Genomic DNA, 24342 nt, shown 5'->3' with positions numbered 1-24342 from the left:
GTGACGCCGCCCTCGGCCCTGGTGCCCTCGGCCGGTCCGGTGGCGTCCGGTGGCCAGCTGCTGCCCGTCACCCCGGTGCTCGGGGTGGTCACGGCCGTGCTGCTGCTGGCCGCCGTCGCGGTGGCCGGGTGGGGCCTGCTCGGGCACGGCCACGCGGTGCTGCGGGCCGGACTGCGCGCGGTGGTGCAGCTGGCCGCCGTCGCCGCGGTGATCACCTGGGTGGTCGGATCGCTCTGGTGGTCGGCGCTGTTCGTGCTGCTGATGTTCTCGGTCGCGGTGCGCACCGCCGGGCGGCGGATGACCCGCGGCCCGGGCTGGGTCTGGGCGGCCGCCCCGATCGGGGCGGGGGTGCTGCCGGTGCTCGCCCTGCTGCTGGGTGTCGGACTGCTGCCGCCCGAGGGCCTGTCCGTCATCCCGGTCGCCGGCATCCTGATCGGCGGCGCGCTCAGCGCGACCTCGCTGGCCGGGCGGCGGGCCCTGGACGAGCTGCGGCTGCGGCGCGGCGAGGTGGAGGCCGCGCTCGCGCTCGGCTTCGAGGAGCGCGACGCCCGGCTGGAGATCTGCCGGACGGCGGCCGCGACCTCGCTCGTCCCGGCGCTGGACCAGACCCGGACGGTCGGCCTGGTCACCCTGCCCGGGGCCTTCGTCGGGATGCTGCTGGGCGGGGCCTCGCCGGTCCAGGCGGGGGCGGTGCAGCTGTTCGTGCTGATCGGGTTGCTGGCGGTGGAGTCGGTGGCGATCGTGGCGGTACTGGAACTGGTCGGGCGCGGGCTGGTCGCCGCCGAGCCGGAGGAGGGCTTCCGGTAGCGGGGGGCCGGTCGGCGCGGTCGGGTACGCTTGGGGCCGTTGAAGGGGAGTAGCCCTCCACCGGACCGTCGACATACTGGCCCCCAGGGGCCCGGCGCCCGGGGCACCGCCCGAAGGGGCGTTGCCGGCGAGACCTTCGGCCGCAGTGCTGTGACCATGACCAGTGCTGTCGGGCCGAAGCGTCCCCTGACGGGCCTGCGGAGGCCTGGCAGCCCGACCGAGGAACTCCTGATGAGTATCACCGTTGCCGCGTTGACCTTCGGCATCATCTTCCTGGCCGAACTGCCGGACAAGACCGCGCTGGCCAGCCTGGTGCTCGGCACGAAGTACCGCGCGAGCTACGTCTTCGCGGGCATCGCCGCCGCCTTCGCCCTCCAGGTGGGCATCGCGCTCGTCGCCGGGCACCTGCTCTCGCTGCTGCCGCACCGCTGGGTGGAGGGCGTCACCGGCGTGCTGTTCCTGGTCGGTGCGGCGATGCTGCTGTTCCACGGCGGGGGCGACGACGAGGACGGGCACGCGGCCAAGGAGCCGTCCTCGAACAGCTTCTGGAAGGTGGCCGGGGCCAGCTTCGTGGTCGTCGCGATCGCCGAGTTCGGCGACCTGACCCAGATCATGACCGCCAACCTGGCGGCCAAGTACGCCGATCCGCTGGCCGTCGGCATCGGCTCCTGGCTGGCGCTGTGCGCGGTCGGCGGGGTCGCCATCGTGGGCGGGCAGAAGCTGCTCAAGTACGTGCCGATGAAGCTGATCATCCGGGTGGCGGCAGCGATCATGGTGGCGCTGGCGGGCTACAGCCTCTTCGGGGCGATCACCGGCTGACGACTGCCCGGCGAGGCGCGGGTCGACGTGCGGGGCGGCGGCTGCCGGTGGGCGGCCGCCGCCTTTCGCGTGTCGCGGGTCAGGGGTCAGCAGCCCGGGTCGGCGGTGAGGGTGGCCTGGGTCTTGGGGCCGTAGACGCCGTTCTCGCCCTTGATCCGGTTCTCGCGCTGGTAGCCGCTGAGCACCGTCCTGGTCCAGTCGTCGAAGGTGCCGCTGACGATCGACTTGTCGACGAATCCGCATTCGGCCACGTACAGGCGCTGCTGCATGTCCCTGACGTCCGGCCCGGTCATCCCGACCTGGAGCAGCCGGGGGCTGGGCGTCGGGGTGGGCGTCGGCGTGGGTGCGGGCGTCGGGGTGGGGGCCGGCACGGGTGCCTGGACCGGGGGAGGCGGCGTCGTCGGCGCGACGGTCGGCGGCGGCGTGGCCGTCTTGGTCGGGCTCGGCTTGCGGGTGGGGGTGGGCGTCGGGCTCGGCGCCTCGCTGGTCGGCGGCGGCGCGCTCGGGGCGGGCGCGGCCAGGGTCGGCGGGTCCACCGGCGCGGGCGCCAGGGTGGTCGTCGGCAGCGGCTGCGCCTGTTTGGCCGACGGCTCGGCGGAGGGCGTCACCGCGTACGCGACGCCGATGGTGAGCGCCACCAGGGCGGCACCGACCCCGGCGAGCAGCCCCTTGCGCTGGGCGAGCGGGCGGCGCCCGGCCTGCTCGGCCGCCCGTCGGGCGGCCCGGCCGCCCCCCTCCGGGCCGGGCCCGGACGGGCCCGGCCGGAAGTCCTGGGCCTGACCGAAGGGGAAGAGGCCGATCTCGTCCCCGTCCGGCGCCGAAGCCGGTGTCGGCGGCTGCGTGGCCGCCGCCGGGTACCCGCCCGGCCCGGCCGGCGGGACCGGGGGCAGCACGGTGGTGGCGTACGCGTCCGGGTGGGCGCCGGCGCCCGGGTAGGCCCCGTCCGGGCCGAACGGCGCCTGCTCCGCACCGAACGGCGCCTGCCCCGGGCCGACCGGCGGCAGCACCGTGGTGGCGTACGCGTCCGCGTCCGGTCCCAGCGGGGGAACGACCGGCGACCCGGGCGCGGCGGGCTGCCCCGGAGGCACCGGCGGCAGCACCGTGGTCGCGAACGGGTCGACCACCGGGGTGTTCGGATGCGCCTCGTCGGCCACCTGGTCGGCCGTCCGCGGGACGTACGGGCGGACCAGTGGCGGGCCCTCCAGGTGGGGCAGGACGGCGGTCTCGGTGAGGCTCGGGTCCGGGACGCAGCCGCACCCGGTGGAGCGTGCGGCGCCGCACGTCGGGCAGTGCTGGTCCGGCATCGGCCGGTCCTCCTCGGTTGCGCGTCGAATTTCGTGGGCGGTCGTTCGGGTCGTTCGGGTCGTCCGTCGACCGGCCGGCTGTCGTCCGGTCGTCCCGAGCACGCTCCGGGCGGACCCGGGCGGCGCGCGGACGCGCCTGATTATGCAGGACCGTCCGAGGGGTGGACAGGGGCGTCCGTCCCTCGGCGGAGTGTCGTGCCGGTGGGTGCCGGTCGGCCCTTCGGGGAACGCCCGGAGCGCGGCGGTTGTCCCCGGCGCTTACGCTCGGCTCAAACCGACGGAACGAATCGGGACGAAGCGACCAGCGCGGTCAGCTGGGAGTGACCATCCGCACGGCCCGGCCGACGGGCCCGCGACCCCATGGAGACGCCATGTCCACGGAGACGCCGTGACGCCCGCGGAGAAGCCGTGACGGAGCCGAGCACCGCGTCCGACCGGAGCCCGGCGGGCGAGCCGGTCCCGCCGGCGGTCACCGTGTCCAACGTCTGGGTGCCGATCGGCGCCCTGCTGCTCGCGATGCTGCTCGCCGCCCTCGACCAGACCATCGTCTCCACCGCGCTGCCGACCATCGTCAGCGACCTCGGCGGCCTCCAACACCTCTCGTGGGTGGTCACCGCCTACCTGCTGGCCTCCACCGCCGCGACCCCGCTGTGGGGCAAGCTCGGCGACATGTACGGCCGGAAGCGCTTCTTCCAGGCCTCCATCGTGATCTTCCTGCTCGGCTCGGTGCTGTGCGGGATCGCCCAGAACATGGGCGAGCTGATCGCCTTCCGCGCCCTCCAGGGCCTGGGCGGCGGCGGGCTGATCGTGCTCTCCCAGGCGATCGTCGGCGACCTCGTCGCCCCGCGGGACCGCGGCCGCTACCAGGGCCTGTTCGGCGCCGTGTTCGGCGTCACCAGCGTGCTCGGGCCGCTGCTCGGCGGACTGTTCGTCGACCACCTCAGCTGGCGCTGGGTCTTCTACATCAACCTGCCGATCGGCATCGTCGCCCTGGTGGTGATCGCGACGGCGCTGCACGGGCTGGAGGTCCGGCGCGAGCACCGGATCGACTACCTCGGCACCGTCCTGATCGCCGCCGTCGCCACCTGCCTGGTGCTGATGACCTCGCTCGGCGGGACCACCTGGGCCTGGACGTCCTGGCAGATCGTCGGCCTCGGCGTGCTCGGGCTGGTGCTGCTGCTCGCCTTCGTCCTGGTCGAGCGGACGGCGGTGGAGCCGGTGCTGCCGCTGCGGCTGTTCCGCTCGCGGACGTTCAGCCTGGTCGCGGTGATCTCCTTCGTGGTCGGCTTCGCGATGTTCGGCGCGCTGACCTACCTGCCGACCTTCCTCCAGGTGGTCCAGCAGGTCTCACCCACCCTGTCCGGCATCCACATGCTGCCGATGGTGCTCGGCATGCTGCTCACCTCGATCGGCTCCGGCCAGATCGTCGCCCGCACCGGCCACTACCGGATCTTCCCGATCGTCGGGACGGCCGTGACCACCGTCGGACTGCTGCTGCTCTCCCGGTTGGACGAGCACAGCAGCACCGCCGAGATGAGCCTGTACTTCCTGGTCTTCGGGCTCGGGCTGGGCCTGGTGATGCAGGTGCTGGTGCTGATCGTGCAGAACTCGGTCGGCTACGAGGACCTCGGCGTGGCCACCGCGGGCGCCACCTTCTTCCGCTCCATCGGGGCCTCCTTCGGCGTCTCCATCTTCGGGACGGTCTTCGCGAGCGGACTGCGCAGCCGGCTCGCCGACGCCCTGGCCGGGGTGCCGCTGCCGCCCGGCTTCCAGCCGGAGGCCATCACCGCCGACCCGCGGGTCATCCCCCGGCTGCCGGCCGCCGTCCAGCCGGCGGTCTACCACGCGTACGCCGAGTCGATCACCCGGGTGTTCCTGTACGCGGTGCCGGTCGCGGGGGTCGCCTTCGTGCTGTCGCTGTTCCTGCGCGAACAGAAGCTGCGCTCCACCGTCACCGCCCCCGACCTCGGCGAGTCCATCGGGATCAACCCCGTGGAACGCAGCTCGCTGGACGAGATCGCCCGCGCCCTGTCGGTGCTGAACAGCCGGGAGGCCCGGCGCGACCTCTTCCGGCGGATCACCGAGACCGCAGGGCTGGACCTGCTGCCCGCCTCCAGCTGGCTGCTCCTCCAGATCCACCAGCACGGCTCGGTCGAGCCGGCCGAACTGGCCGAGGCGCGGATCGTCCCGATGGCCACCGTCGAGGAGGCCGTCCGGGAGGTGGAGGGCCGGGGGCTGGCGGCGCGGTCCGGCGGGCTGCCGCTGCGGCTCACCGAGCCGGGGGAGGAGACGGCCCTGCGGCTGGTGGCCGCCCGGCGCACCCAGCTCGCCGAACTGCTGGGGGACTGGGACGAGCAGCGGCACGCCGAGATCGCGGGGCTGCTGAACCGGCTCAGCTCCTCGCTGTGCGCGGACCCGCGGGACCGGCCGGACCCGTCGGGGCCCCAGGGGCCGTACCGTGGTGAGGGGCGGTCGTTCTGATGATCCGACGGTCCGACGGTCCGATGGCTTGACGGCCCGTTCGGCGTGATGGGGAAGGGTGGTGCGGCATGCCGCTCGAGATCGAGCGCAAGTTCCTGCTGAGCGCCTTCGAGCCGCCGCAGACGGCGGTGCGGCAGCACATCGAGCAGGGGTACATCGCGATCAAAGACGACGGGACGGAGGTGCGGCTGCGGCGGATCGGCGGCAGCCGCGTCCTCGGCGTCAAGCGGAGCGCCTCCTCCGCGGAGGGTTCCCCCGTCCGGATCGAGGTGGAACGCGAGCTGGGGGAGCAGGAGTTCACCGAGCTCTGGCCGGCCACCGAGGGCGCCCGGGTGGTCAAGGACCGGTACACCTTCGAGGCCTCCGGTGTCACCGTCTACGCGGACGTCTACCAGGGGGAGTTGGCCGGACTGCGCACCGTCGAGGTCGAGTTCGGCTCCGAGGCGCAGGCGGCGGCGTTCTCGGCGCCGGAGTGGTTCGGCGCCGAGATCACCGGCGTGAAGGCGTACAAGAACCAGACCCTCGCGACCCGGGGAATGCCCGAGTCCTGACGCCGGGCGTGTTCGGCCCTACGGCGTGCCGAACCAGGGCGGGGTGTCGAGGCGGAACGGGTCGCCGGGGGCGAGCCGGCGCAGGCCGTCCACCAGCAGTCTCAGCTGCTCCTCGCCGAGGACTTCCGACCACTCCTCGCGCAGCTCGTCGAAGATCCGGGCCGAGCGGAGCAGGCAGTCCGTCCCGCGCTCGGTGAGCCGGACCACCTTGCGCCGGGTGTCGGCCGGGTCGGCGGCGCGCTCGACGTAGCCGAGCTGCTCCAGGTTGTCGACGGTCTTGCCCGCCGCCTGTTTGGTGACGCCGAGGCGGCGGCCGAGTTCGGAGGCGGTGGTGCCCTGCGGGCCGATCGCCTGGAGGACGAAGCCGTGCATCGGGCGCAGGTCGGATGGCCCTCGCGGGTGATGCGCTCGTGCAGCTCGTCGATGATCGCCCGGAAGGCGAGCAGCAGGCGTAGCGGCAGATCAAAACCCGGCGGGGGTGGTTCACTTGGCACGATAGACGACCTCATTGACCATATGGACAACGGCATTGTCCAGCCTAGGGGGTTCCTTCGCGGTGCCCGCCCCGCCCACGCCTTTGGCGGCCCACCACCCGCCCGGCCGTGAGGTGTAGCAGACTGCTCCCGTAGGCAGTCCCCGTCACCGCACCGGCGGCCGCACCAGCGCGCCGGCGGAGCAGCAAGGAGCCCCCATGTCCGTCGTGAAGATCAACGTCCTGACGGTGCCGGCCGAGCAGCGCGAGGTGCTGGAGCAGCGCTTCGCCTCCCGGGCCGGCGCCGTGGAGAACTCGGACGGCTTCGAGTGGTTCGAACTCCTCCGCCCCGTCGAGGGCACCGACCAGTACCTCGTCTACACCCGCTGGCGCAGCGAGGAGGACTTCAAGGCCTGGATGGAGGGCCCGATGAAGGCGGCCCACCAGCACGGCGGCGAGGGCGAGGCCCCCAAGCGCCCGGCCGCCTCCGGCTCCACCCTCTGGTCCTTCGAGGTCGTCCAGTCCGCGGGCCCCAAGGCCTGACGTCAGGAGAGCGGTTGCGCGCCCCGGGGTTCCTCGAACCCCGGGGCGCGCTCGTGTGCCGAGAGGGGGCGGAGGGCCGGCAGGGGGGCGTGGTCGGCGGGCCAGAGGAGACGGAGGTGGAGGGGCGGGGGGTCGAGGGGGAGGCGGGTGAGGGTGCCGGCGACGAGGCGGTCGTGGACGGCGTGGGCGGGGAGGAGGGCGATGCCGAGGCCCTGTTCGGCGCAGGCGCGGGTGGCGGGGACGGCGCCGGTGTGGAGGCGTCGGACGCGGGGGCCGAGGAGGCGGTCGCCGGCGAGGCGGTAGGAGCAGGTGGGGGAGCCGACGAGGAGGCGGTGGCCGCGGAGGTGCTCGGGGGTGAGGGTGGTGGCGCGGGCCAGTGGGTGGGTGGGGGCCGCGACCAGGGCGAGGGGGACGGCCTGGAGGTCGAGGTGGTCGAGCGGGGCGGGTGGCAGGGGGAAGCCGAGCGCTCCGAGCGGGCCGGGGGCGTCCAGGACCACGGCGGCGTCCAGGGCACCGGCCGCGACACCGTCGAGGAGTGCGTCACGGGCGCGGTCGGTGTGGAGGGACAGGTGCAGGCCGGGCCGGCGGTCGGTGAGGCGGGCGAGGACGGCCGGGAGGTGGGTGGCGGCGACGGCTGCCAGGACGCCGAGGCGCAGGCGGGTCCGGGTGGCGACGGCGACGGTGACGTCGCGGCGGGCCTGTTCGGCCTGGTCGAGGAGGCGGCGGGACCAGGGCAGCAGCCGTTCTCCCGCCGAGGTGAGGGTGAGGTCGCGCCGCGCCCGGTCGAACAGCTCGGTGCCGAGGCTGAGTTCGAGGGTGCGGACCTGTTCGGAGACCGAGGACGGGGCCAGCCCGAGCGCCACGGCCGCGCCGGTGACGGTGCGGTGGGTGACGACGGCCTCGAAGACGCGCAACTGACCTAGTTCCACTGGCTCCCCCGAACGCCCTCGCTCCCGGTGCTGCGGGACAGCGTAGGGGCGTACGGGGGCGAACGAGGGCGTTCCCGGATTCCGGCCGTCCGGGGGCGTTGGTGCCCCGGCAGTGGTGCTCTTGAGTGGGAAGTCGGACGGGCCGACTTCTCGCGCGGGGTCGTCCGCCGCCCCCGGCCTACCCGGCGAGCGTGCCGTCCAGGTACTCCTGCACCGGCGGGAACATCGGGAACGGCACGTACTCGGCCAGCTCGGCGTGGGACGCCCACACCACCCGGTCCAGCTCGTCGGAGTCCATCACCATGGCGGTGCCGCCGACCACCTCGCAGGCCGTGTACGCCATCCGGCGCCCGCTCTGCGGATGCTCCCGCTCGCCGAGCAGCCGGGCGGCCGCGACGTGGAGTCCGGTCTCCTCGGCGGTCTCGCGGACGGCCGCCTCCTCGGGGGACTCGTTCGGCTCCACCTCCCCGGCCGGGAACTGCCAGGACAGCTCGCCCTCGGCGATCCGCCGTCGCACCATCAGCACCCGGCCGTCCTTGACGACGATCGCGACGGCGACGGTGGGGAGTTGCTCGGGGTTCTGCTCGGTCATCGCTCTGCTCCTCGGGCCTGCGCCGGGTGTCGACGCCATCTTGGCCCGAGGCCGCTGCCCCGGTCGGGTACCGGAGCGCGGCCGCATGTCGTGTCGGCTACCGGCGCGGCGGCCCGTAGACCGCGGCCGGCGCGCCGGTGGCCAGCGCCCAGCAGCGGTCCCCGTACGACCAGTGCCACCAGTATGTTCCGGATGTGAACCGGGACATCAGCGATCTCGTCTCTCCTCTTGGCCGACCTCTGCGGCTGATCGTCACTGGCGGCGGAACGGGTGGCCACACCTACCCGGCGCTCACTGCGATCCGCGCCCTGCGGTCGCGGCTCGCCGAGGTCAACGGCACCCTGGACGTCCTGTGGATCGGCACCGCCACCGGCCTTGAGGCCAAGGTGACGGCCGCCGAGAACATCCCGTTCAGGACCGTCGCCACCGGGAAGATCCGGCGCTCCGCCAACCCGCTCAAGCTGGTGTCACCCGCCAACGTCAAGGACATGGGCCGCGTTCCCCTGGGAGTGGCACAGGCCCGCTCCGCGGTCGCCGACTTCGGCCCGGACGTCATGCTCGGCACCGGCGGCTACGTCGCGGTGCCGGTCGGGATGGCCGCCCGGATGTGCCAGCTCGGCCATCCGGCGGGCGCGCCGTACGACCGGGTTCACGTCACCGCGGCCGTGCAACGCGTCCCCGGGGCGCTGATCGAGCAGACGGCGCCCGGGGGCGTGATCCTCGTTCCGTACGGCACGGCGTTCTGCAACGGCGGGCTGCTGAAGCTCACCGTCGCCGAGGACGGCCGTTCTGCGAGCGGGCCGTTCGTCGAGGACGTCGCCTTCATGTGGGTGCGGGACCAGCGGCCCGGGAGCGGCGAGTTCGAGATCGGGGACGTCCGGTACGGTCCGTCCGCACTCGACCCCGCCGCTGTGGCTGAGCACACCGACGCGGCCTTCGCGATCGGGCTGCGGCTGCCGGGCCTGTTCCGGCAGGAGGTGTGGGCGGGCTACGACCGCTTCGGTACCGGCCGGTTCGAGGTCTGGGACGGGGTTTCGTATGCCCACTGCCGCCTCGCCGACTGGGACGGCAAGCACGCCGTCTCGCAGTCCGGCTCCCGCAGCCTGTGGGACGAGGTGACCGCCGCCCACTCCTGGTGGCAGCGCCAGGGCGAGCCGGGCCTCGACCGGTTCGGCCTGACCGTCACCGTCGAGGGCGAGCACCGGGTGTGGCTGGACGAGCCGGACCATGTGGTCGGTTGACTGCCGGATTGCGAGGCACGCCCCGGGCTCACGAGCCCGGGGCGCGCCGGGTTGTGCGCGCACGCGCCGCCCGAATGGGTGGTGGGAGTGGGAGCTTGATGGGACGTTACGGCATTACGGTGAACATTGCCGTGCCGGGTGCTCCACGGGGCGCTCGGTGCGTGAGCAAAAAGTGATCCCCGGCGGTGCGCCAACACCCCGGGGTTTGGCACCAGGAGCGAAGGACTCCCGAATGCAGATTCATCGTATCCCCAAGCATGCGCCCGGATACACGATCCTCGACAACGGCCACGTCATCCGTAAGCACTCGCTGAGTTGGGCCGCGCGCGGGCTGCTGAGCTACCTGCTCAGCCTGCCGGACGGCGCCCGCGAGGACATCCGCACCCTCGCCGCCAAGAGTGTGGAGGGGCGGACGACCGTCGCCCGAGCGTTGCGGGAGCTGGAGGCGGCGGGGCACTACGTGCGTCGTATGCTGCGGGACCCGCAGACCGGGCAGGTGCGGACGGTCGTCTCGGTGCACGAGGTGCCGGTGACGGGCAAAGCGGTGCACACCGTGCCGCCGCTTCCCGCGCCCCCGGCCGCCGGTGTCCCAGCTCCGGGTGTGCCAGCTGTCGGGAGGGCGGGAGGCCCATCCAAGGAACCGGCAACCAAGGACGTGGAAGAGCCTTCCGTCCGTCCATCCGAGGAGTTGACGGCGGGCATGGCGCTGTTGCTCGAACTCGGCCGCCGGGAGCCGAGGATGGCCCTGGCGGGGAAGCCGCTGTGCGACCAGGCCGCGCGGGTGGAGGGGCTGCTGGCCGGTGGGTGGAGCCGTGAGGTGCTCACCGGGATTCTGTCGGCGCCCCTCCCGGACAGGGTCACGCACAGCGTCGGGGCGATCGTGGCGGCGCGGATCGCCAAGGTGCCGGCCGTTCCCGCGCCCCGACAGGCGGGCGACGGCCCGAGGAGGCACGAGTGCCCCGGGCGCAGCGGGTTGTGCGGGCGGCCCGTGGCCGGGCCCGGGCAGGTGTGTGGCGCCTGCCGGGCGGCAGCGGAGTAGAAGTGGCCCCCGGGGGATTCTTCGGTCAGCGGGAGGGCCATGCCGGGCCGGGCGCGGAGGATCGGGCCTGTCGAGAAACCTGACTCCTGGCGGCCAACGCCTACTTCCGCGGCTCCCGGCGGCTCACGACTCCGGCGGGCGGAAGGTGACCGGGGCGTCGAAGGCGGCGCGGCGGGTCGTGCGGCGCAGGGCGCGCAGGACGGGGGTGCCGAGGGTCAGGCACAGGACGACGGTCAGGGCGGCCCTAGGCAGGTCCCAACCCAGGGACGTGGTCAGGCAGTACGCCGCGAAGCGGACCAGGTTGGCGGGCAGCGCGTCGCCCGGTACGAAGGAGATGGAGCCGGCCAGGCCGCCGATGTACGGCCAGCCCTGGAGGTTCATGATCGTGCCGTACAGCAGCGACGCGACGGCTCCGTACCCGGCGAGCAGCAGGAGTTCACGGCGGCCACGCAGGGAGGAGGCCCCCGGCAGCAGGCCCGCGCCCAGGCACACCCAGCCCATGGCGAGCATCTGGAACGGCAGCCACGGCCCGACCCCGCCGGTGAGCAGCGCGGAGGCGAACATCGACAGCGAGCCGAGCACGAAGCCGAAGCCCGGCCCGAGCACCCGCCCGGACAGCACCATCAGGAAGAACATCGGCTCCAGTCCGGCCGTGCCCGCGCCGAGCGGCCGCAGCGCAGCGCCCGCCGCCGCCAGCACGCCCAGCAGGGCCACGGACTTGGCGTCCAGCCCGGGCGCCCCGCCGCCCGCCGTACGGCCCTCGGAGATCTGGGCGACGACGACGGCGAGGAGCAGCGGCAGCAGCAGCGCGAACAGCCACGGCGCATCCGTGGAGTGTCCGACCAGCGCCGACTTGGTGGAGGCGAGCAGCGGCCAGCCGAAGGCGGCGACGCCGACGAAGGAGACGGACAGCAGCGCCGTTATCGACCGGCGCCCCAGCGGGACGGGACGAGTGCTCATGCGCCCAGCGCCTCCGCGACCTGCCCGACGGTGAGCCACGGCCCGGGCGCCAGCACTTTGGCGACCTGCGGGGCGAAGGCGGGGGAGGAGACCACCACCTCCGCCGTCGGGCCGTCCGCGACGGTCTCGCCCTCGGCCAGGATCACCGTGCGGTGGGCGAGTTCGGCGGCCAGTTCGACGTCGTGGGTGGCGAGCAGCACGGCGTGGCCCTCGACCGCCAGCGAGCGCAGGATCTCCACCAGCCGGGCCTTGGCGGCGTAGTCGAGGCCGCGGGTCGGCTCGTCCAGGAGCAGCAGCGGGGGCCGGGCGGTGAGCACGACGGCGAGGGCGAGGGTGAGCCGTTGGCCCTCGGACAGGTCGCGCGGGTGGGCGTCGTCGGCGATGCCGGGCAGCAGGCGCTCGACCAGCGCGCGGCAGGTGCCGGCGGCGGCGCCCGCGTCGGTGTCGGCGGCGGCGCACTCGGCGGCGACGGACTCGCCGTACAGCAGGTCGCGCGGGTCCTGCGGGACGAGGCCGACCTCCCGGATCAGCTCGGCGGGCCGGGTCCGGTGCGGGGTGCGGCCGCCGACCCTGACGCTGCCGGAGGCGGGGGCGTGCAGGCCGACCAGGCTGCCCAGCAGGGTGGACTTGCCGGCGCCGTTGCGGCCCATCAGGGCGGTGATCTCGCCGGGGTGGAGGGCGAGGTCCACGCCGCGCAGCGCCGGGACGGGGCCGCGCCGGACGGCGAGGCGGTCGGTCACGGCCAGCGGGGACGCGGTCGGGGCGGAGGCGGGGGCCGGGCCGCGGCCGTCCAGTTCGGCGCGCAGCGGGGCGGCCTTGCGGCGGGCGTCGCGGACGGACAGCGGCAGCGGCCGCCAGCCCGCGAGCCGGCCGAGGCCGACCACCGGCGGGTGCACCGGGGAGTGCGCCATCACCTCGGCGGGTTCGCCGAGGACGGGCGGGGCGTCGGGGGTGAGCAGCAGCACCTGGTCGGCGTACTGGACGACCCGCTCCAGCCGGTGCTCGGCCATCAGCACGGTGGTGCCGAGGTCGTGCACCAGCCGCTGGAGGACGGACAGCACCTCCTCGGCCGCGCCCGGGTCGAGCGCCGAGGTGGGTTCGTCCAGCACCAGCACGCGCGGGTGCACGGTGAGTACCGAGCCGATCGCGACGCGCTGCTGCTGGCCGCCGGACAGGGAGTTCAGGGAGCGGTCGCGCAGGTCGGCGAGGCCGAGCAGGTCGAGGGTCTCCTCGACCCGGCGGCGCATCACGTCGCCCGGCAGGCCCAGCGACTCCATGCCGTAGGCGAGTTCGTCCTCCACCGTGTCGGTGACGAAGTGCGCCAGCGGGTCCTGTCCCACCGTGCCGACCAGGTCCGCGAGTTCGCGCGGCCGGTGCTCGCGGGTGTCCCGGCCGTCCACGGTGACCCGGCCGTGCAGCACCCCGCCGGTGAAGTGCGGCACCAGGCCGCTGACCGTCCCCAGCAGGGTGGACTTGCCGGAGCCGGACGGGCCGACCAGCAGGCAGAGTTCGCCCTCGGGGACGGTGAGGTCGACGCCGTTCAGCACGGGCGCGGCGGAGTCCGCGTACCGGACGGAGACCTGCTCGAAGGTGATCACGATGCCCTCCGGGGCGGGGTCGGGGCGGCGAACGCCGGTACCAGGCCGAGCAGGACGGTCAGCACGGCGGCCAGGGGCAGCGCGGGGACGGTCGGCGGGACGACGGTGGGGGCGAACGCGGCCGGGTCCTGCGCGGCCAGGTAGGTGGTGAGGGCCGCCACGCCCACTCCGGAGCCGGCGGTCAGCCACTCGGGAAGGGCCCAGGGGTCGGGTCGGTAGCGGCTCCTGACGGACCGTCGGCTGCCGAGCAGCAGTCCGGCGAAGGCGGCGGCCAGGCCGAGCGCCAGGACGGGCAGCGCCCAGCCCGCGCCGTCGGCGGTCAGCAGCCCGTACGCGGCCAGGCAGATCCCGAGCAGCCCGGCCAGGGTGAGCGCGGCCGTCGCCCGGGCGAGCCGGCGCGGGACGTCGGCGGTGCGGCCGAAGCCTCGGGTGTCCATCGCGGCGGCCAGGGCGATGGACCGCTCCAACGCGCCCTCCAGTACCGGGAGTCCGACGCTCAGCACGGCCGCGATGCCCTTGTCGGTGCGGCCGCGCAGCCGGCGGGCGGCGCGCAGTCGGCGGACGTCCGCGATCAGGTTCGGCGCGAAGGTCATCGCCACCACGACGGCGACGCCCGCCTCGTAGAGCGCGCCGGGCAGGGTGCGCAGCAGGCGGGCCGGGCTGGCCAGGGAGTTGGCGGCGCCGACGCAGATCAGCAGGGTCGCCAGTCGCAGCCCGTCGTACAGCGCCGCGAGCAGCCCCTCGACGGTGACCCGCCCGCCGATCCGCACGCCCTGCGCCCAGGCGGGCAGCGGGAGTTCGGGCAGTGTGAACAGCACATGGGTGCCGGGGATCGGCGAGCCGAGGAAGACCGCGAACACCAGCCGGATGCCCAGCACCAGCAGGCCCAGGCGCAGGAACGCCCCGTACGAGCGCGACCACGGCGCATCGCCGCGCCGGGCCGCGACCACGTACCCGGCGACGGCGGCGAGCAGTAGCAGGATCGCCGGATTGGTGGTGCGGGTCGCCGCCGCGCCCAGCCCGAGCGCCCACGACCACCAGGCCCCGGGGTGCAGTTGACGGGGACCGGTGGGCGGGCGGGTGCTACGGGCGGCGGTGCTGCTCACGGAGGTTTCCTGAGTGGGGGACTAGGAGTGACGGCGGCGGCGGGCCTGCCAGACGGCTCCGCCGGCGAGGACGGCGACCAGCGCGCCGCCGGCGAGCAGGCCGACGTCGGGGCCGCTGCCGCCGCCCTGGTCGGCCGACGCGGCGCCGGCGTCCGGCTGGGTGGCGCCCGCCGCGCCGACCTGGTCGCCGCAGCCCGCCTTCGGGTACCCGGCGATGGCGCACAGCAGCCCGTTGGTGTCGTAGCGCAGCGGCGGGGCGACGGCGGCCAGCACCTCGGCCGAGGTGGCGCGGGGTGCGACGCTCGCGCAGGCCGTGCGCTGTTCGGGCGCGGTCACCGAAGAGCCGGCGGCCGAAGAGCCGGCGGACGCGCCGGTGTCCTCGGCGGTCCCGAAGTCCAGCACGACGGCCACCCGCTTGCGCCCCTCCTGCGCGGGGGTGTTCGCGCAGATCCCGGCGAAGCTTCCGGCGGCCCGCGGCTTCGCGGCGTCCTGCCCGCCGTCCGGGCTCAGCGCGAACCGCCACCCGTCCACCGCCCCGTCCGGCGGCACCGCGACGGCGGGCCCCTGCTGCTGGTACGTCCAGCTGCCGCCCTCGCCGCCGCGCCAGAACGACCAGTACCGGTACCCGGCGGCCTGCGCGGGCGCGGCGCAGGCGAGCAGCAGCACCGCCCCGAGGAGGGGCGGGAGCAGCACGGCAAGGCCGGTGGAGGACCGCCGGCCCGGGGCGGCGAGGGGAGCGGCGCGCATCAGAGGTGCTGGTTGCGCTTGCGCTGGAGGCTGAGCAGGAGGCCGCCGCCGACGCCGATGAGGAGGCCGACGCCGATGAGCCAGTACTGGCCGATGCCGCCGTCCTTCTTCTCCTTCGGGGCCTGCGTCGCCGAGGAGGCCGCGGCGGCCTTGGGCGTCGGGCCGAGGGCGGTGAGCCGGCCGGTCAGGGCGGCGGTGTCGCGCTGGGCGGCCTGGTCGACCAGCAGGAGGGTGGCGGTGGCGCCGGCGTCGGTGCCGTCCTTCGTCCAGGTGGCGCCCTCCTGGCCGAGCCAGTCGACGGCGCCGGCGGCCTGCTGGGGGTGGCCGCTCTGGATGAGGGCGAGGGCGGCCCAGGCGGTGGCGGTGTAGTCGGGGGTGGGGGCGGCGCCCGGGGTGGTGAGGCTGAGGTGGTTGCCGCCGGCCGCGAGCTGGGCGGTCAGGTAGGCGCCGACGGCCTCGCCGGAGTCCGCGTGGGCGACTGCGGACGGGGAGGCCGCCGCGGCGTCGGAGGCGCAGGCGAGGGCCTTGGGGGCGGCGTCGGCGCGCACCGAGGTGGCGGCCGGCAGGTGGCCGCCGCCGGCGGCGAGCGCGGCCTGGGCGCTGGCCAGGGCGTTCGGGGTGAGGGCGCCGGAGGCCGGGTCGGGCTGGTACGCGAAGGCGCCGCGCTGGTCGGCGGGGGCGGCGCAGCCGAGCTGGAAGAGGGCGAGCCCGTCGAAGGCGGACTTGCCGGCCTTGGCGACGCCCGCCGGGTCGGTCCTGGCGGCGAACAGCGCGTTGACGGCGAGCCCGGTGGAGTTGGCGTCGCCCGGGCTGCCCGGGTTGTAGGCCCAGCTGCCGTCGGCGTTCTGGTTGGCCTTGAGCCAGGCGACGCCCTTGTCGACGGCGTCCTGGTGCCCGCCGAGGGCGACCAGGGCCTGGACGGCGACGGCGGTGGCGTTGCTGTCCTCGGTCTTGGGGTCGCAGGCCGCGCCGGCGGCTCGGTACGAGGGCCAGCCGCCGTCCTCGCACTGCTGTCCGGTGAGCCAGCCGACCGCGGAGTCGGCCGGGGTGACCTTGGCCGCCGTGAGCGCGGTGAGCGCCAGTGACTGCCGCCAGACGCCGTCGTACGTCGGGTCGCTCTTGCCGTACAGCCCGTCGGTGGTGGGCGGGGTCGGCGCGGGGCTGTCGGCGAGGGCCGGGCCGGCGGCGAGGCCGGTGAACAGCGCGGCGGACAGGGCGGCGGCGCCCAGGCGGGCGGCGGTCAGCATGGTGCGGTGTGCCTTTCGGTGAGCGGTGGTGGCCCGGGCGGGGCCGTTCCGTAGTCCTCGACGGTGCCGGGCGCGTGCGTCCTGACTGGCCGCTCGCCCCTCCCCGGGTGTTCCGACTCGCCCGGGCGGCCGCGTGCGGCGCCGGACTCACGGTTGCGGGGTCAGCGCCGGATTCGCACCGGCTTTCCCCGGGGGAGGAGCGGGATGGAGTTCTGCTGCCTGTCGACTCTAGCCGCCGGGGCGCGCGCAGCGGCCCGGGCCCAGCAGGAACAGGTTCCAGTCGACGGGTGCGCAGGGGCTGTTCCTGGGCGCGGTGGTCGGCCGGTTCACGGCAGGGTGAGCAGCCGGGCCGCGGTGTGCAGGTCGGCCCGCACCTCGGCGATCGAGGCGCGGCCGGAGAGCCAGGCGACCAGCGCCGAGTGCCAGGTGTGCTCGATCACCCGCACCGCCGCGCGCTGGCTCTCGGTGGGCGGTTCGGACTGGCCGATCGCGTCCAGGATGAGCTGCCCGGTGGCGACGCTGACCCGGTCCACCTCGGCCCCGACCGAGCGGTCCGCGAAGGACAGCGCCCGGACCATCGCCTCGGCCAGCAGCGGTTCGCGCTGCAGCGCGTGGAAGGCCCGGGTGAGGGTGTCGGCGACCCTCGGCGCCGGTTCGAGGTCGGTCGGCGGGTGCCGCCGGATGTGCTCGCGCAGGCCCTGGAGCTGCTCCAGCATCACCGCGACCAGCAGGTGCACCTTGGACGGGAAGTAGCGGTAGAGCGTGCCGAGGGCGACGTGCGCGCCCTCCGCGACCTCCCGCATCTGCACCGCCTCGTACCCGCCCCGCACCGCCAGCGCGGTGGCGGCCCGCAGGATGCGCCGGCGCCGTTCGGCCTGGCTCGCGGTCAGCGGCGGCTCGCCGGGCGGCGGTACGGTCGGCGGGACCGGCGGCAGCGTCGGAGGAGGGGGTGGCGGCAAGGGTGCTCCCGGGCGGGCGAGAGTGGCGGCGTGCTCCACATGGTCGGCAGGATTCGCGTGGTGGGAATCACCAGCCCTGGCTCCTGAGGAAAAGCTACGGGCCGGTATCTTCGAGGTCTCTCATTGTTCACGTGGTCGACGGCGAGTTCCCCGGCCACTGAAACCTGATCTACTTTAGCGACCGGAAGCACGACCGGCAGCACCGTCAGCAGCTAGAGAAGAGGGCCCGGGATGATCGCGCAGCCGCTGCGGATTGCCCTGTTGTCGTACCGCGGTGACCCCTTCTGCGGCGGTCAGGGCGTGTACGTACGACACCTCTCCCGGGAGCTGGCCAGGCTCGGCCACCACGTGGACGTGATCGGCGCCCAGCCCTTCCCGGTGCTGGACGAGGTCGAGGGCCCCGGCTCGGTGCGCCTGGTCGAGCTGCCCAGCCTGGACCTCTACCGCGCCGACGACCCGTTCCGCACCCCGGCCCGCGACGAGTTCCGCGGCCCGGTTGACGTGCTGGAGTACGCCACCATGCGCACCGGCGGCTTCCCCGAGCCGCTCACCTTCTCGCTGCGCGCCCGCCGGTACCTGGCCGCCCACAAGGGCCGCTACGACGTGGTGCACGACAACCAGACCCTCGGCTACGGCCTGCTCGGCCTGGCCCGGCACGGCTTCCCGCTGGTCACCACGATCCACCACCCGATCACCGTGGACCGGCAGCTGGAGCTGGACGCCGCCACCACCCGGGGCAAGCGGCTCTCGTTGCGCCGCTGGTACGCCTTCACCCGGATGCAGCGCAGGGTGGCCGCCCGGCTGGACCACGTGATCACCGTCTCCGGCACCTCGCAGCGCGAGATCGCCGAGCACCTGGGCGCCGCGCCGGGCGCGATCTCGGTGGTGCCGATCGGCGCCGACACCCGGCTCTGGTCGCCGTCGGACGCGGTCGAGCGCGTCCCCGGCCGGATCGTCACCACCTCCAGCGCGGACGTCCCGCTGAAGGGCCTGGTCTTCCTGGTCGAGGCGCTCGCCAAGGTCCGCACCGAGCGGGACGCCCACCTGGTGGTGGTCGGCAAGCCGCAGAAGGAGGACGGGCCGGTGGCCGAGGCGGTGAGCCGCTTCGGACTGGCAGAGCACATCGAGTTCCGCAGCGGGCTGACCGACCGGGAACTGGTCGACCTCTACCGCTCGGCCGAGGTGGCCTGCGTCCCCTCGCTGTACGAGGGCTTCTCGCTGCCCGCCGCCGAGGCGATGGCCACCGGCACCCCGCTGGTCGCCACCACCGGCGGGGCGATCCCCGAGGTGGCAGGACCGGACGGGGAGACCTGCCTGGCCGTCCCGCCGGGGGAGGCGGACGCGCTGGCCGCGGCGCTCGGCCGGCTGCTGGACGACCCGCGGCTGCGGGCCGCGCTCGGTGCGGCCGGACGGGAGCGGGTGCTCGCCCGGTTCACCTGGGAGCGGGCGGCCGAGCTGACCGCCGAGGCCTACCGCGCGGCGATCGCCACCGGCGTCGGCGCCCGTGCCCGCTCGGGGCCGGGCTGGCGGTACGTGGCCTAGCCACGGCCCCGCCGTTGTCGGGCAGGCGGGGCTTGTCCGACGGAGCGTCAAGAACGCTTGGTAGCAAAAGGAATGGGAGTCCTGAAGTGCTGACCGTCGATTTCTCGCGCTTTCCGCTCGCCCCCGGCGACCGGGTGCTCGACCTGGGCTGCGGCGGGGGCCGGCACGCGTTCGAGTGCTACCGCCGTGGCGCCAACGTGATCGCCCTCGACCAGAACGCCGAGGAGATCGCCGAGGTCAGGAAGTGGTTCGCGGCGATGGAGCAGGCCGGTGAGGCCCCCGAGGGCGCGTCGGCGGTCGCGATGGAGGGCAACGCGCTGGCGCTGCCGTTCGAGGACGAGTACTTCGACAAGATCATCATCTCCGAGGTGATGGAGCACATCCCGGACGACAAGGGCGTGCTCAACGAGATGTTCCGGGTCCTCAAGCCGGGCGGCCTGCTCGCCGTCACCGTGCCGCGCTGGCTGCCGGAGAAGATCTGCTGGGCGCTGTCCGACGAGTACCACGCGAACGAGGGCGGCCACATCCGGATCTACCGGGGCGACGAACTGCTCGGCAAGCTCAAGGACGCCGGCCTGGAGCCGTACGGCACCCACCACGCGCACGCGCTGCACTCGCCGTACTGGTGGATCAAGTGCGCGGTCGGCGTCGACAACGACAAGGCGCTGCCGGTCAAGGCCTACCACCAGCTGCTGGTCTGGGACATCGTCGGCACCCCGGTGATCAGCACCCTCACCAAGGCCGCCGAGCGGGCGCTCAACCCGGTGATCGGCAAGAGCTTCGTCGCGTACGCCTCCAAGCCCAACCGCATCGAGCCCGACCGCATCGAGCCCGACCGCATCGAGCCCGACCGCACCGCGGCCGACCACGCGCCGGGCGGGTCGGCATGACCGCCGCCGTTCCCGAGGTGCTGCTGCTCGACGGGGTGCTCGACGCCGAGCAGGCCGCCGACACCGTGCGCAGCATCCTGGCCGAGCAGCGCCCCGACGGCGCCATACCCTGGTTCGCCGGCCACCACCTCGACCCCTGGGACCACACCGAGGCCGCGATGGCCCTCGACACGGCCGGCGAGCACGCCGCCGCCGAGTCCGCCTACCGGTGGCTCGCGGCTGCCCAGAACCCGGACGGCTCCTGGTACGCGGCCTACACCGACGGTGTGGTCACCGACCGGGCCAAGGAGAGCAACTTCTGCGCGTACATCGCGGTCGGGGTCTGGCACCACCACCTCAGCACCGGTGACGACGCCTTCCTGGAGTGGATCTGGCCGGTCGTCCGGCGCGCCCTGGACTTCATCGTCGGAATGCGGCTGCCCGGCGGCCCGATCGCCTGGCGGGTCGACGAGGACGGCGCCGCCACCGACGAGGCACTGCTCACCGGCTCGTCCAGCATCCTGCACGCCCTGCGCTGCGGCCTGGCCATCGCCGAGTACCTGGAGGAGCCGCAGCCCGACTGGGAGCTCGCGGCCGGGCGGCTGGGTCACGCCGTCTCCCACCACCCCGAGCGGTTCCTGGACAAGGACCGCTACTCGATGGACTGGTACTACCCGGTGCTCGGCACCGGCCTGCGCGGCGACGCGGCGCTGGCCAGGATCGAGCGGGACTGGGAGCGCTTCGTCGTCCCCGGCCTCGGCGTGCGCTGCGTCAGCGACCGCCCGTGGGTGACCGGCGGGGAGAGCGCCGAGCTGGCGCTCGCGCTCTGGGCGATCGGCCAGTCCGACCGCGCGGTGGACATCCTGCGCTGGATCCAGAAGCACCTGCGGCACGAGGACGGCTCGTACTGGACCGGGTACGTCTTCGAGGACGACGCCATCTGGCCGGAGGAGCGCACCACCTGGACGGCCGGGGCGCTGCTGCTCGCGGTGGCCGCGCTCGGCGGGGACCCGGCGACGGTCGCGGTCTTCGGCGGGGAGCAGCTGCCCGTCGGGCTGGTGGTCGAGGACTGCTGCTGAGTCGGCGAACGCCGAACGCGCGAACGCCGAACGCGCGAACGGCGAAGGGGCGGGACCGGTTCTCCGGTCCCGCCCCTTCGCGTGTGCGTCCGAGCGCGGTCGGCCGAGCGGCCGACCGGGCCGTCAGCCGCGCTGGATGCCCGTGGTGTCGGCCAGCACGCCCTGGCTGCCGTCCGGCAGCTGCGCCACCAGCGCGGCGCCGCGCTGCTCGACGGCCAGGTACCAGGTGCCCGGCACGACCTCGCCGACCGGGGCGCCGGCCGGGTTGTCCTTCGGGGCCAGCTGGCGCGGGGCCGGGACGGCGAACCAGAAGGGCTGGAAGTCCGCCGGGGCGGGCGCCTGCTGCGCGGCCGGGGTCGGCTGCGGGGCCTGGGCGGCGGCGTCGTGCGGCTGGGCGGCCTGGACCGGCTGGCCGGGCTGCGGCTGGCCGGCACCCGGGTAGCCGTAGCCGCCCTGGCCGCCGAACGCCGGGTCCTGGCCCTGGGCCGGGTAGCCGTACTGGCCGGCCTGGGCGGCACCCGGGTGGCCGGGCTGGCCGGGGTAGCCGTACTGGCCGGGGACGGCCGCCGGGCGGTCGGCGACCAGCGGGGCCTTCAGCGCGGGCACCAGGGCGCTCGCGGCGGCGGCGCCGGCCAGCACGACCAGGGCGATGACGCCGAGCCAGGCGCCGAAGCCGTGGCTGAAGCTGGGGGCCTTCGGGCCACCGCCCAGCGACCAGAGCGAGGTCCACAGCGCCGCCACGGAGAAGGCGATGCCCCACTGGTCCAGCCGCAGGCCGAGCACCTGGCGGGTGGCCGCGGCCGGGCCCTGGAAGCGCTGCACCAGGATCAGCAGGGCGGCGGCGATGCCCAGCAGGTAGATCGAGGGCAGGACGGGGAACAGTTCGGTGCTCCATGCGTTCTGCGTCGTGTCGCCGCAGTACCGGCCGCTGCAGTCCACGGTCCAGTAGGGCAGGAAGGAGGCGATGAAGAGCAGGACGGCCGCGCCCGCGACGGCGGCGTCTCCCCTCGTGAGAGCGCGCAGATTCACTAACGTTCCCCTCGTTGACGTGTCGTGGACGGTGGTTCGTACGGTCGGGCTGACCGGCCGAAACTCCCGAACGGACCAGAAGCCTAGGCCCAACCGTCCTGCCGGTGCACGGCGGGACCGGGAATGGGGCGAAGTCGTTGCAAACCGTGCGGTCCGGCCGAAGCGTCGTCCTGCGGGGGGCTGCGGCTCAACTCCCGCGTCGCTCTTCGGCCTTCTCCTGGGTCGTCAGGAACGCGGTCAGCGCGTCGGCGATCCCCTGGGCCGCTTGCTGGCGCCACTGAGGGTCCGTCATCCGCTTCGCGTCCGTCGAGTTGCGCATGTTACCGCACTCGATGAACACCTTGGGGACGGTGGAGAGGTTGAGGCCGCCCAGGTCGGAGCGGGTGTCCAGGCCGTCCTTGGCGATGTAGTCCGCGTACGGCTCACCGGTCGCGGCGTGGAACCGGTCGCGCAGCAGCAGCCCGAGCCGGTGCGAGGGATCGACGATCGCCGCGTTGTCCGCCTTCCCGGCCACCACCCTGGCGGGCATGATCACGTGGAACCCGCTGCCGCCCGCCGGGCCGCCGTCCCCGTGCACCGAGAGCGCGACGTCGGCGTGCGCGTCGGCGCCCGCGCGGGCGCGTTCGTCGATGCACGGGCCCCACGGGCGGTCGCCGTCCTGCACCAGCACCACCTTGGCGCCCCGGGTGGCCAGGATGGCGCGGGCCCGGCGGGAGACGTCCAGGGTGTACTCGGCCTCGGTGTAGCCGGCGTTGGTCTCGGTCCCGGTGGTGTCGCACTCCTTGCGGGCGTTGCCGATGTCCACCTGGCGGTCGATCTCGGCGGTGTGGGCGGAGTTGCCGGGGTTGTGGCCGGGGTCGAGCAGAACGGTGCGGCCGGCCAGGGCGGCGCCCTCACCGCCGGCGGCGGGCGGGGGCGGGGTCCCGGCGGGTGCGCTGTCGGTGGGCGCCGGGGCCACGGGTGGGATGAGGGGCGGCGCGGCCGCGCCGTCGGCGGTGCTCGGCTGTTCGGTCGCAGGAGTCGCGGGCGCCGCGGCCTGGGTGGCCGGGGCCGCGGTGGCGCCCGCCGGGTCGGAGCGGTCGAGTGCCCGCCAGCCGAACCAGCCCGCCGTGCAGAGCGGAACGGCCACCGCGGCGGCCGTGGTGGCGCGCAGCAGGGCGGAGCGACGGGGCGGTCGGGGGGCGGAGCCGGTCACTGGTCGGTCAGATCCTGTCCTGGGTGCGCGGAGTCAGGCCGTAGCTCTTCGCGATCGCGTTCCACTTGTTCATGAAGTCCGTCTTCGCCTGGGTGGCCTGCGGGTTGAGCTCGTCGGCGTGCTTCTTGTCCTGGGTGGCCGGGGCCCTGCCGGTGCACCCCTGGGCGGCGACGGAGCGCGCCCAGCTCGCGTACGCCTTGTCGATGTCGGCGGACAGCTGCCAGGCGGACTTCAGCGAGTTCACCGCGTCCGCGCCGCCCGGTACGTCCGTGACGCTCAGCTGGGAGAGCTTGGCCAGCAGGGCGGTCCGCTGGGTCGCGCCGTTGTCGAAGGTCTGCGCGGCGCTCTCGATGTCGGCCTTCGGCGGGCAGCTGGTCACCTTGGCGACGGCGCTGCCGATCGGGGCCTTGGCGCTCTCGCCCTCGCTGAGCAGGGCGTCCAGCGCCTGGGCCTGGGCCTGGGCGCCAGGGCCGGGAGCGGTCGAGGTCGGGGACGGCGCGCCGGACGCGCTCGCGGCGGCGCTCGGCGCGCCGTCCGTACCCGTGGGCGCGGGGGCGGGCGGCAGGCTGTCCGCGCCGGTCGCCCGGGCGGAGGTCGGGGCGGGCGCGGCCTGGCCGTCCTTGTCGCCGCCGCCGCGGACGGCGAACAGCAGGCCGCCGCCGACCGCCAGCACCAGGAGCAGCGCGAAGCCGATCAGCAGCGGGGCCCTGCGGTTGGCCGGCCGCTCCTCCTCGCCGACGGGGCCGGTCGGGTAGTCGGGCTGGAAGGCGTACGGGGGCGGCGGGGCGGCGGCGGGCGGGGGCGGCGGCGCAGCGGCGGGCGGCTGCAGGAAGTAGTCGTGGCCGGGGTCCTGCTGCGGCACGTGGGACTGCGGGCCGGAGTGGGAGGGGAACGGCGGGGCCGCGGGCGGGGCGGCCGGGGGCGGCGGGGTGGCGGCGGGGAACAGCCGGGCGGTCGGCGGGTCGTAGCCGGGCGGGGTGGCCGGGTACGGGCGGGCACCCGGCGGCGGGCCCTGGTCGCCGACGGCGCCGGGCGCGGGCGGCAGGGGTGCGGTGGGCGCGGCGGGTGCCGGGGCGGCGGAGGCCTCGGACGCGGACCGGGCGTCGGCCGGGCGCTGCGGGCCGCGCACCCAGCCGCCGGCGCCACCGCGCGCGGTGGGGTCCCAGACCGCCGGAGCGCTGTTCTGCTGGTCCGTCATGTCGCTGCTGGCCCCCAACCGTCCGCCGATGCTCT

General features: G+C 74.9%; 23 protein-coding genes and 1 riboswitch. Of the genes, 10 read left to right on the top strand and 13 right to left on the bottom strand.

Annotated elements, in window-relative coordinates; all coding sequences use genetic code 11:
* The gene (locus tag ACWDBE_RS05255; RefSeq protein WP_449789204.1) at window positions 1-807 is read left to right on the top strand and encodes an ABC transporter permease; all 807 of its coding nucleotides are present in this window, start codon (window positions 1-3) and stop codon (window positions 805-807) included.
* A 228-nt stretch (window positions 808-1035) separates the two neighbouring features.
* A complete protein-coding gene (locus ACWDBE_RS05250) occupies window positions 1036-1626 on the top strand; it encodes a TMEM165/GDT1 family protein (RefSeq protein WP_449789267.1) in 591 nt (196 codons plus the stop codon).
* Window positions 1627-1712: 86 nt separating this feature from the next.
* Here the strand turns inward: ACWDBE_RS05250 and ACWDBE_RS05245 are convergent, their stop codons facing one another.
* Window positions 1713-2930 carry a peptidoglycan-binding domain-containing protein gene (locus tag ACWDBE_RS05245; RefSeq protein ID WP_449807259.1) on the bottom strand — a complete coding sequence of 406 codons (1218 nt, stop codon included), beginning with the start codon at window positions 2928-2930 and terminating at the stop codon, window positions 1713-1715.
* A gap of 516 nt (window positions 2931-3446) precedes the next feature.
* Between ACWDBE_RS05245 and ACWDBE_RS05240 the strand changes: the two genes are divergently transcribed.
* Window positions 3447-5411 (top strand): MFS transporter, encoded by a 1965-nt coding sequence (locus tag ACWDBE_RS05240; RefSeq protein WP_449789268.1) that lies wholly within the window; start codon window positions 3447-3449, stop codon window positions 5409-5411.
* 68 nt (window positions 5412-5479) lie between these two features.
* On the top strand, window positions 5480-5962 hold the full coding sequence (locus tag ACWDBE_RS05235; RefSeq protein WP_449789206.1) for a CYTH domain-containing protein: 483 nt from the start codon (window positions 5480-5482) through the stop codon (window positions 5960-5962).
* An 18-nt stretch (window positions 5963-5980) separates the two neighbouring features.
* On the opposite strand, the gene ACWDBE_RS05230 is transcribed toward ACWDBE_RS05235, so the two are convergent.
* Window positions 5981-6334 (bottom strand): MarR family winged helix-turn-helix transcriptional regulator, encoded by a 354-nt coding sequence (locus ACWDBE_RS05230; RefSeq protein WP_449807258.1) that lies wholly within the window; start codon window positions 6332-6334, stop codon window positions 5981-5983.
* Window positions 6335-6653: 319 nt separating this feature from the next.
* On the opposite strand from ACWDBE_RS05230, the gene ACWDBE_RS05225 reads away from it, so the two are divergent.
* Window positions 6654-6977 (top strand): antibiotic biosynthesis monooxygenase family protein, encoded by a 324-nt coding sequence (locus ACWDBE_RS05225; RefSeq protein WP_449789208.1) that lies wholly within the window; start codon window positions 6654-6656, stop codon window positions 6975-6977.
* 2 nt (window positions 6978-6979) lie between these two features.
* Here ACWDBE_RS05225 and ACWDBE_RS05220 read toward each other — a convergent pair whose 3' ends face one another.
* Entirely contained in the window at window positions 6980-7891 is a 912-nt protein-coding gene (locus tag ACWDBE_RS05220) for a LysR family transcriptional regulator (protein ID WP_449807257.1), read from the bottom strand.
* Window positions 7892-8084: 193 nt separating this feature from the next.
* On the bottom strand, window positions 8085-8498 hold the full coding sequence (locus tag ACWDBE_RS05215) for an NUDIX hydrolase (protein ID WP_449807256.1): 414 nt from the start codon (window positions 8496-8498) through the stop codon (window positions 8085-8087).
* A 194-nt stretch (window positions 8499-8692) separates the two neighbouring features.
* Here ACWDBE_RS05215 and ACWDBE_RS05210 point away from each other — a divergent pair, with 194 nt between their 5' ends.
* On the top strand, window positions 8693-9739 hold the full coding sequence (locus ACWDBE_RS05210; RefSeq protein WP_449807255.1) for a glycosyltransferase: 1047 nt from the start codon (window positions 8693-8695) through the stop codon (window positions 9737-9739).
* A 232-nt stretch (window positions 9740-9971) separates the two neighbouring features.
* Window positions 9972-10778 (top strand): helix-turn-helix domain-containing protein, encoded by an 807-nt coding sequence (locus ACWDBE_RS05205; protein WP_449807254.1) that lies wholly within the window; start codon window positions 9972-9974, stop codon window positions 10776-10778.
* Between the two features lie 123 nt (window positions 10779-10901).
* Here the strand turns inward: ACWDBE_RS05205 and ACWDBE_RS05200 are convergent, their stop codons facing one another.
* The 6 genes from ACWDBE_RS05200 to ACWDBE_RS05175 all read right to left on the bottom strand — a co-directional run bounded on the left by ACWDBE_RS05200 (window position 10902) and on the right by ACWDBE_RS05175 (window position 17395).
* Window positions 10902-11738 carry an ECF transporter S component gene (locus ACWDBE_RS05200; protein WP_449807253.1) on the bottom strand — a complete coding sequence of 279 codons (837 nt, stop codon included), beginning with the start codon at window positions 11736-11738 and terminating at the stop codon, window positions 10902-10904.
* Entirely contained in the window at window positions 11735-13336 is a 1602-nt protein-coding gene (locus tag ACWDBE_RS05195; protein WP_449807252.1) for an ABC transporter ATP-binding protein, read from the bottom strand. The genes ACWDBE_RS05200 and ACWDBE_RS05195 overlap by 4 nt, the downstream gene beginning before the upstream one ends.
* On the bottom strand, window positions 13333-14442 hold the full coding sequence (locus tag ACWDBE_RS05190; RefSeq protein WP_449807251.1) for a CbiQ family ECF transporter T component: 1110 nt from the start codon (window positions 14440-14442) through the stop codon (window positions 13333-13335). Before ACWDBE_RS05190 ends, ACWDBE_RS05195 begins: the two co-directional genes overlap by 4 nt.
* Window positions 14443-14463: 21 nt before the next feature.
* Window positions 14464-15189: an SCO2322 family protein gene (locus tag ACWDBE_RS05185; RefSeq protein ID WP_449807250.1), complete on the bottom strand. Its 726-nt coding sequence runs from the start codon at window positions 15187-15189 to the stop codon at window positions 14464-14466.
* Window positions 15189-16436 carry a prenyltransferase/squalene oxidase repeat-containing protein gene (locus tag ACWDBE_RS05180; protein ID WP_449789217.1) on the bottom strand — a complete coding sequence of 416 codons (1248 nt, stop codon included), beginning with the start codon at window positions 16434-16436 and terminating at the stop codon, window positions 15189-15191. Before ACWDBE_RS05180 ends, ACWDBE_RS05185 begins: the two co-directional genes overlap by 1 nt.
* A gap of 106 nt (window positions 16437-16542) precedes the next feature.
* Window positions 16543-16624: riboswitch (cobalamin riboswitch) on the bottom strand.
* 138 nt (window positions 16625-16762) lie between these two features.
* The gene (locus ACWDBE_RS05175; protein WP_449789218.1) at window positions 16763-17395 is read right to left on the bottom strand and encodes a TetR family transcriptional regulator; all 633 of its coding nucleotides are present in this window, start codon (window positions 17393-17395) and stop codon (window positions 16763-16765) included.
* 231 nt (window positions 17396-17626) lie between these two features.
* On the opposite strand from ACWDBE_RS05175, the gene ACWDBE_RS05170 reads away from it, so the two are divergent.
* The 3 genes from ACWDBE_RS05170 to ACWDBE_RS05160 all read left to right on the top strand — a co-directional run bounded on the left by ACWDBE_RS05170 (window position 17627) and on the right by ACWDBE_RS05160 (window position 20885).
* On the top strand, window positions 17627-18937 hold the full coding sequence (locus tag ACWDBE_RS05170; protein ID WP_449807249.1) for a glycosyltransferase family 4 protein: 1311 nt from the start codon (window positions 17627-17629) through the stop codon (window positions 18935-18937).
* An 86-nt stretch (window positions 18938-19023) separates the two neighbouring features.
* Entirely contained in the window at window positions 19024-19827 is an 804-nt protein-coding gene (locus ACWDBE_RS05165; RefSeq protein WP_449807248.1) for a class I SAM-dependent methyltransferase, read from the top strand.
* Complete coding sequence (locus ACWDBE_RS05160; RefSeq protein WP_449789221.1) at window positions 19824-20885, top strand: prenyltransferase; 1062 nt, start codon at window positions 19824-19826, stop codon at window positions 20883-20885. The genes ACWDBE_RS05165 and ACWDBE_RS05160 overlap by 4 nt, the downstream gene beginning before the upstream one ends.
* 123 nt (window positions 20886-21008) lie before the next feature.
* On the opposite strand, the gene ACWDBE_RS05155 is transcribed toward ACWDBE_RS05160, so the two are convergent.
* From ACWDBE_RS05155 to ACWDBE_RS05145, 3 genes are all read right to left on the bottom strand, one after another.
* Window positions 21009-21914 carry a hypothetical protein gene (locus ACWDBE_RS05155; RefSeq protein ID WP_449789222.1) on the bottom strand — a complete coding sequence of 302 codons (906 nt, stop codon included), beginning with the start codon at window positions 21912-21914 and terminating at the stop codon, window positions 21009-21011.
* Window positions 21915-22101: 187 nt separating this feature from the next.
* Entirely contained in the window at window positions 22102-23109 is a 1008-nt protein-coding gene (locus ACWDBE_RS05150) for an N-acetylmuramoyl-L-alanine amidase (protein ID WP_449807247.1), read from the bottom strand.
* Between the two features lie 7 nt (window positions 23110-23116).
* Window positions 23117-24307 (bottom strand): hypothetical protein, encoded by a 1191-nt coding sequence (locus ACWDBE_RS05145; RefSeq protein ID WP_449807246.1) that lies wholly within the window; start codon window positions 24305-24307, stop codon window positions 23117-23119.
* Window positions 24308-24342 lie beyond the last annotated feature (35 nt).

This window comes from Kitasatospora sp. NPDC001132 (genome assembly GCF_053598415.1).
Note: the sequence above shows the minus strand (reverse complement) of the source record. Positions and strands in the feature narration are given on the sequence as shown.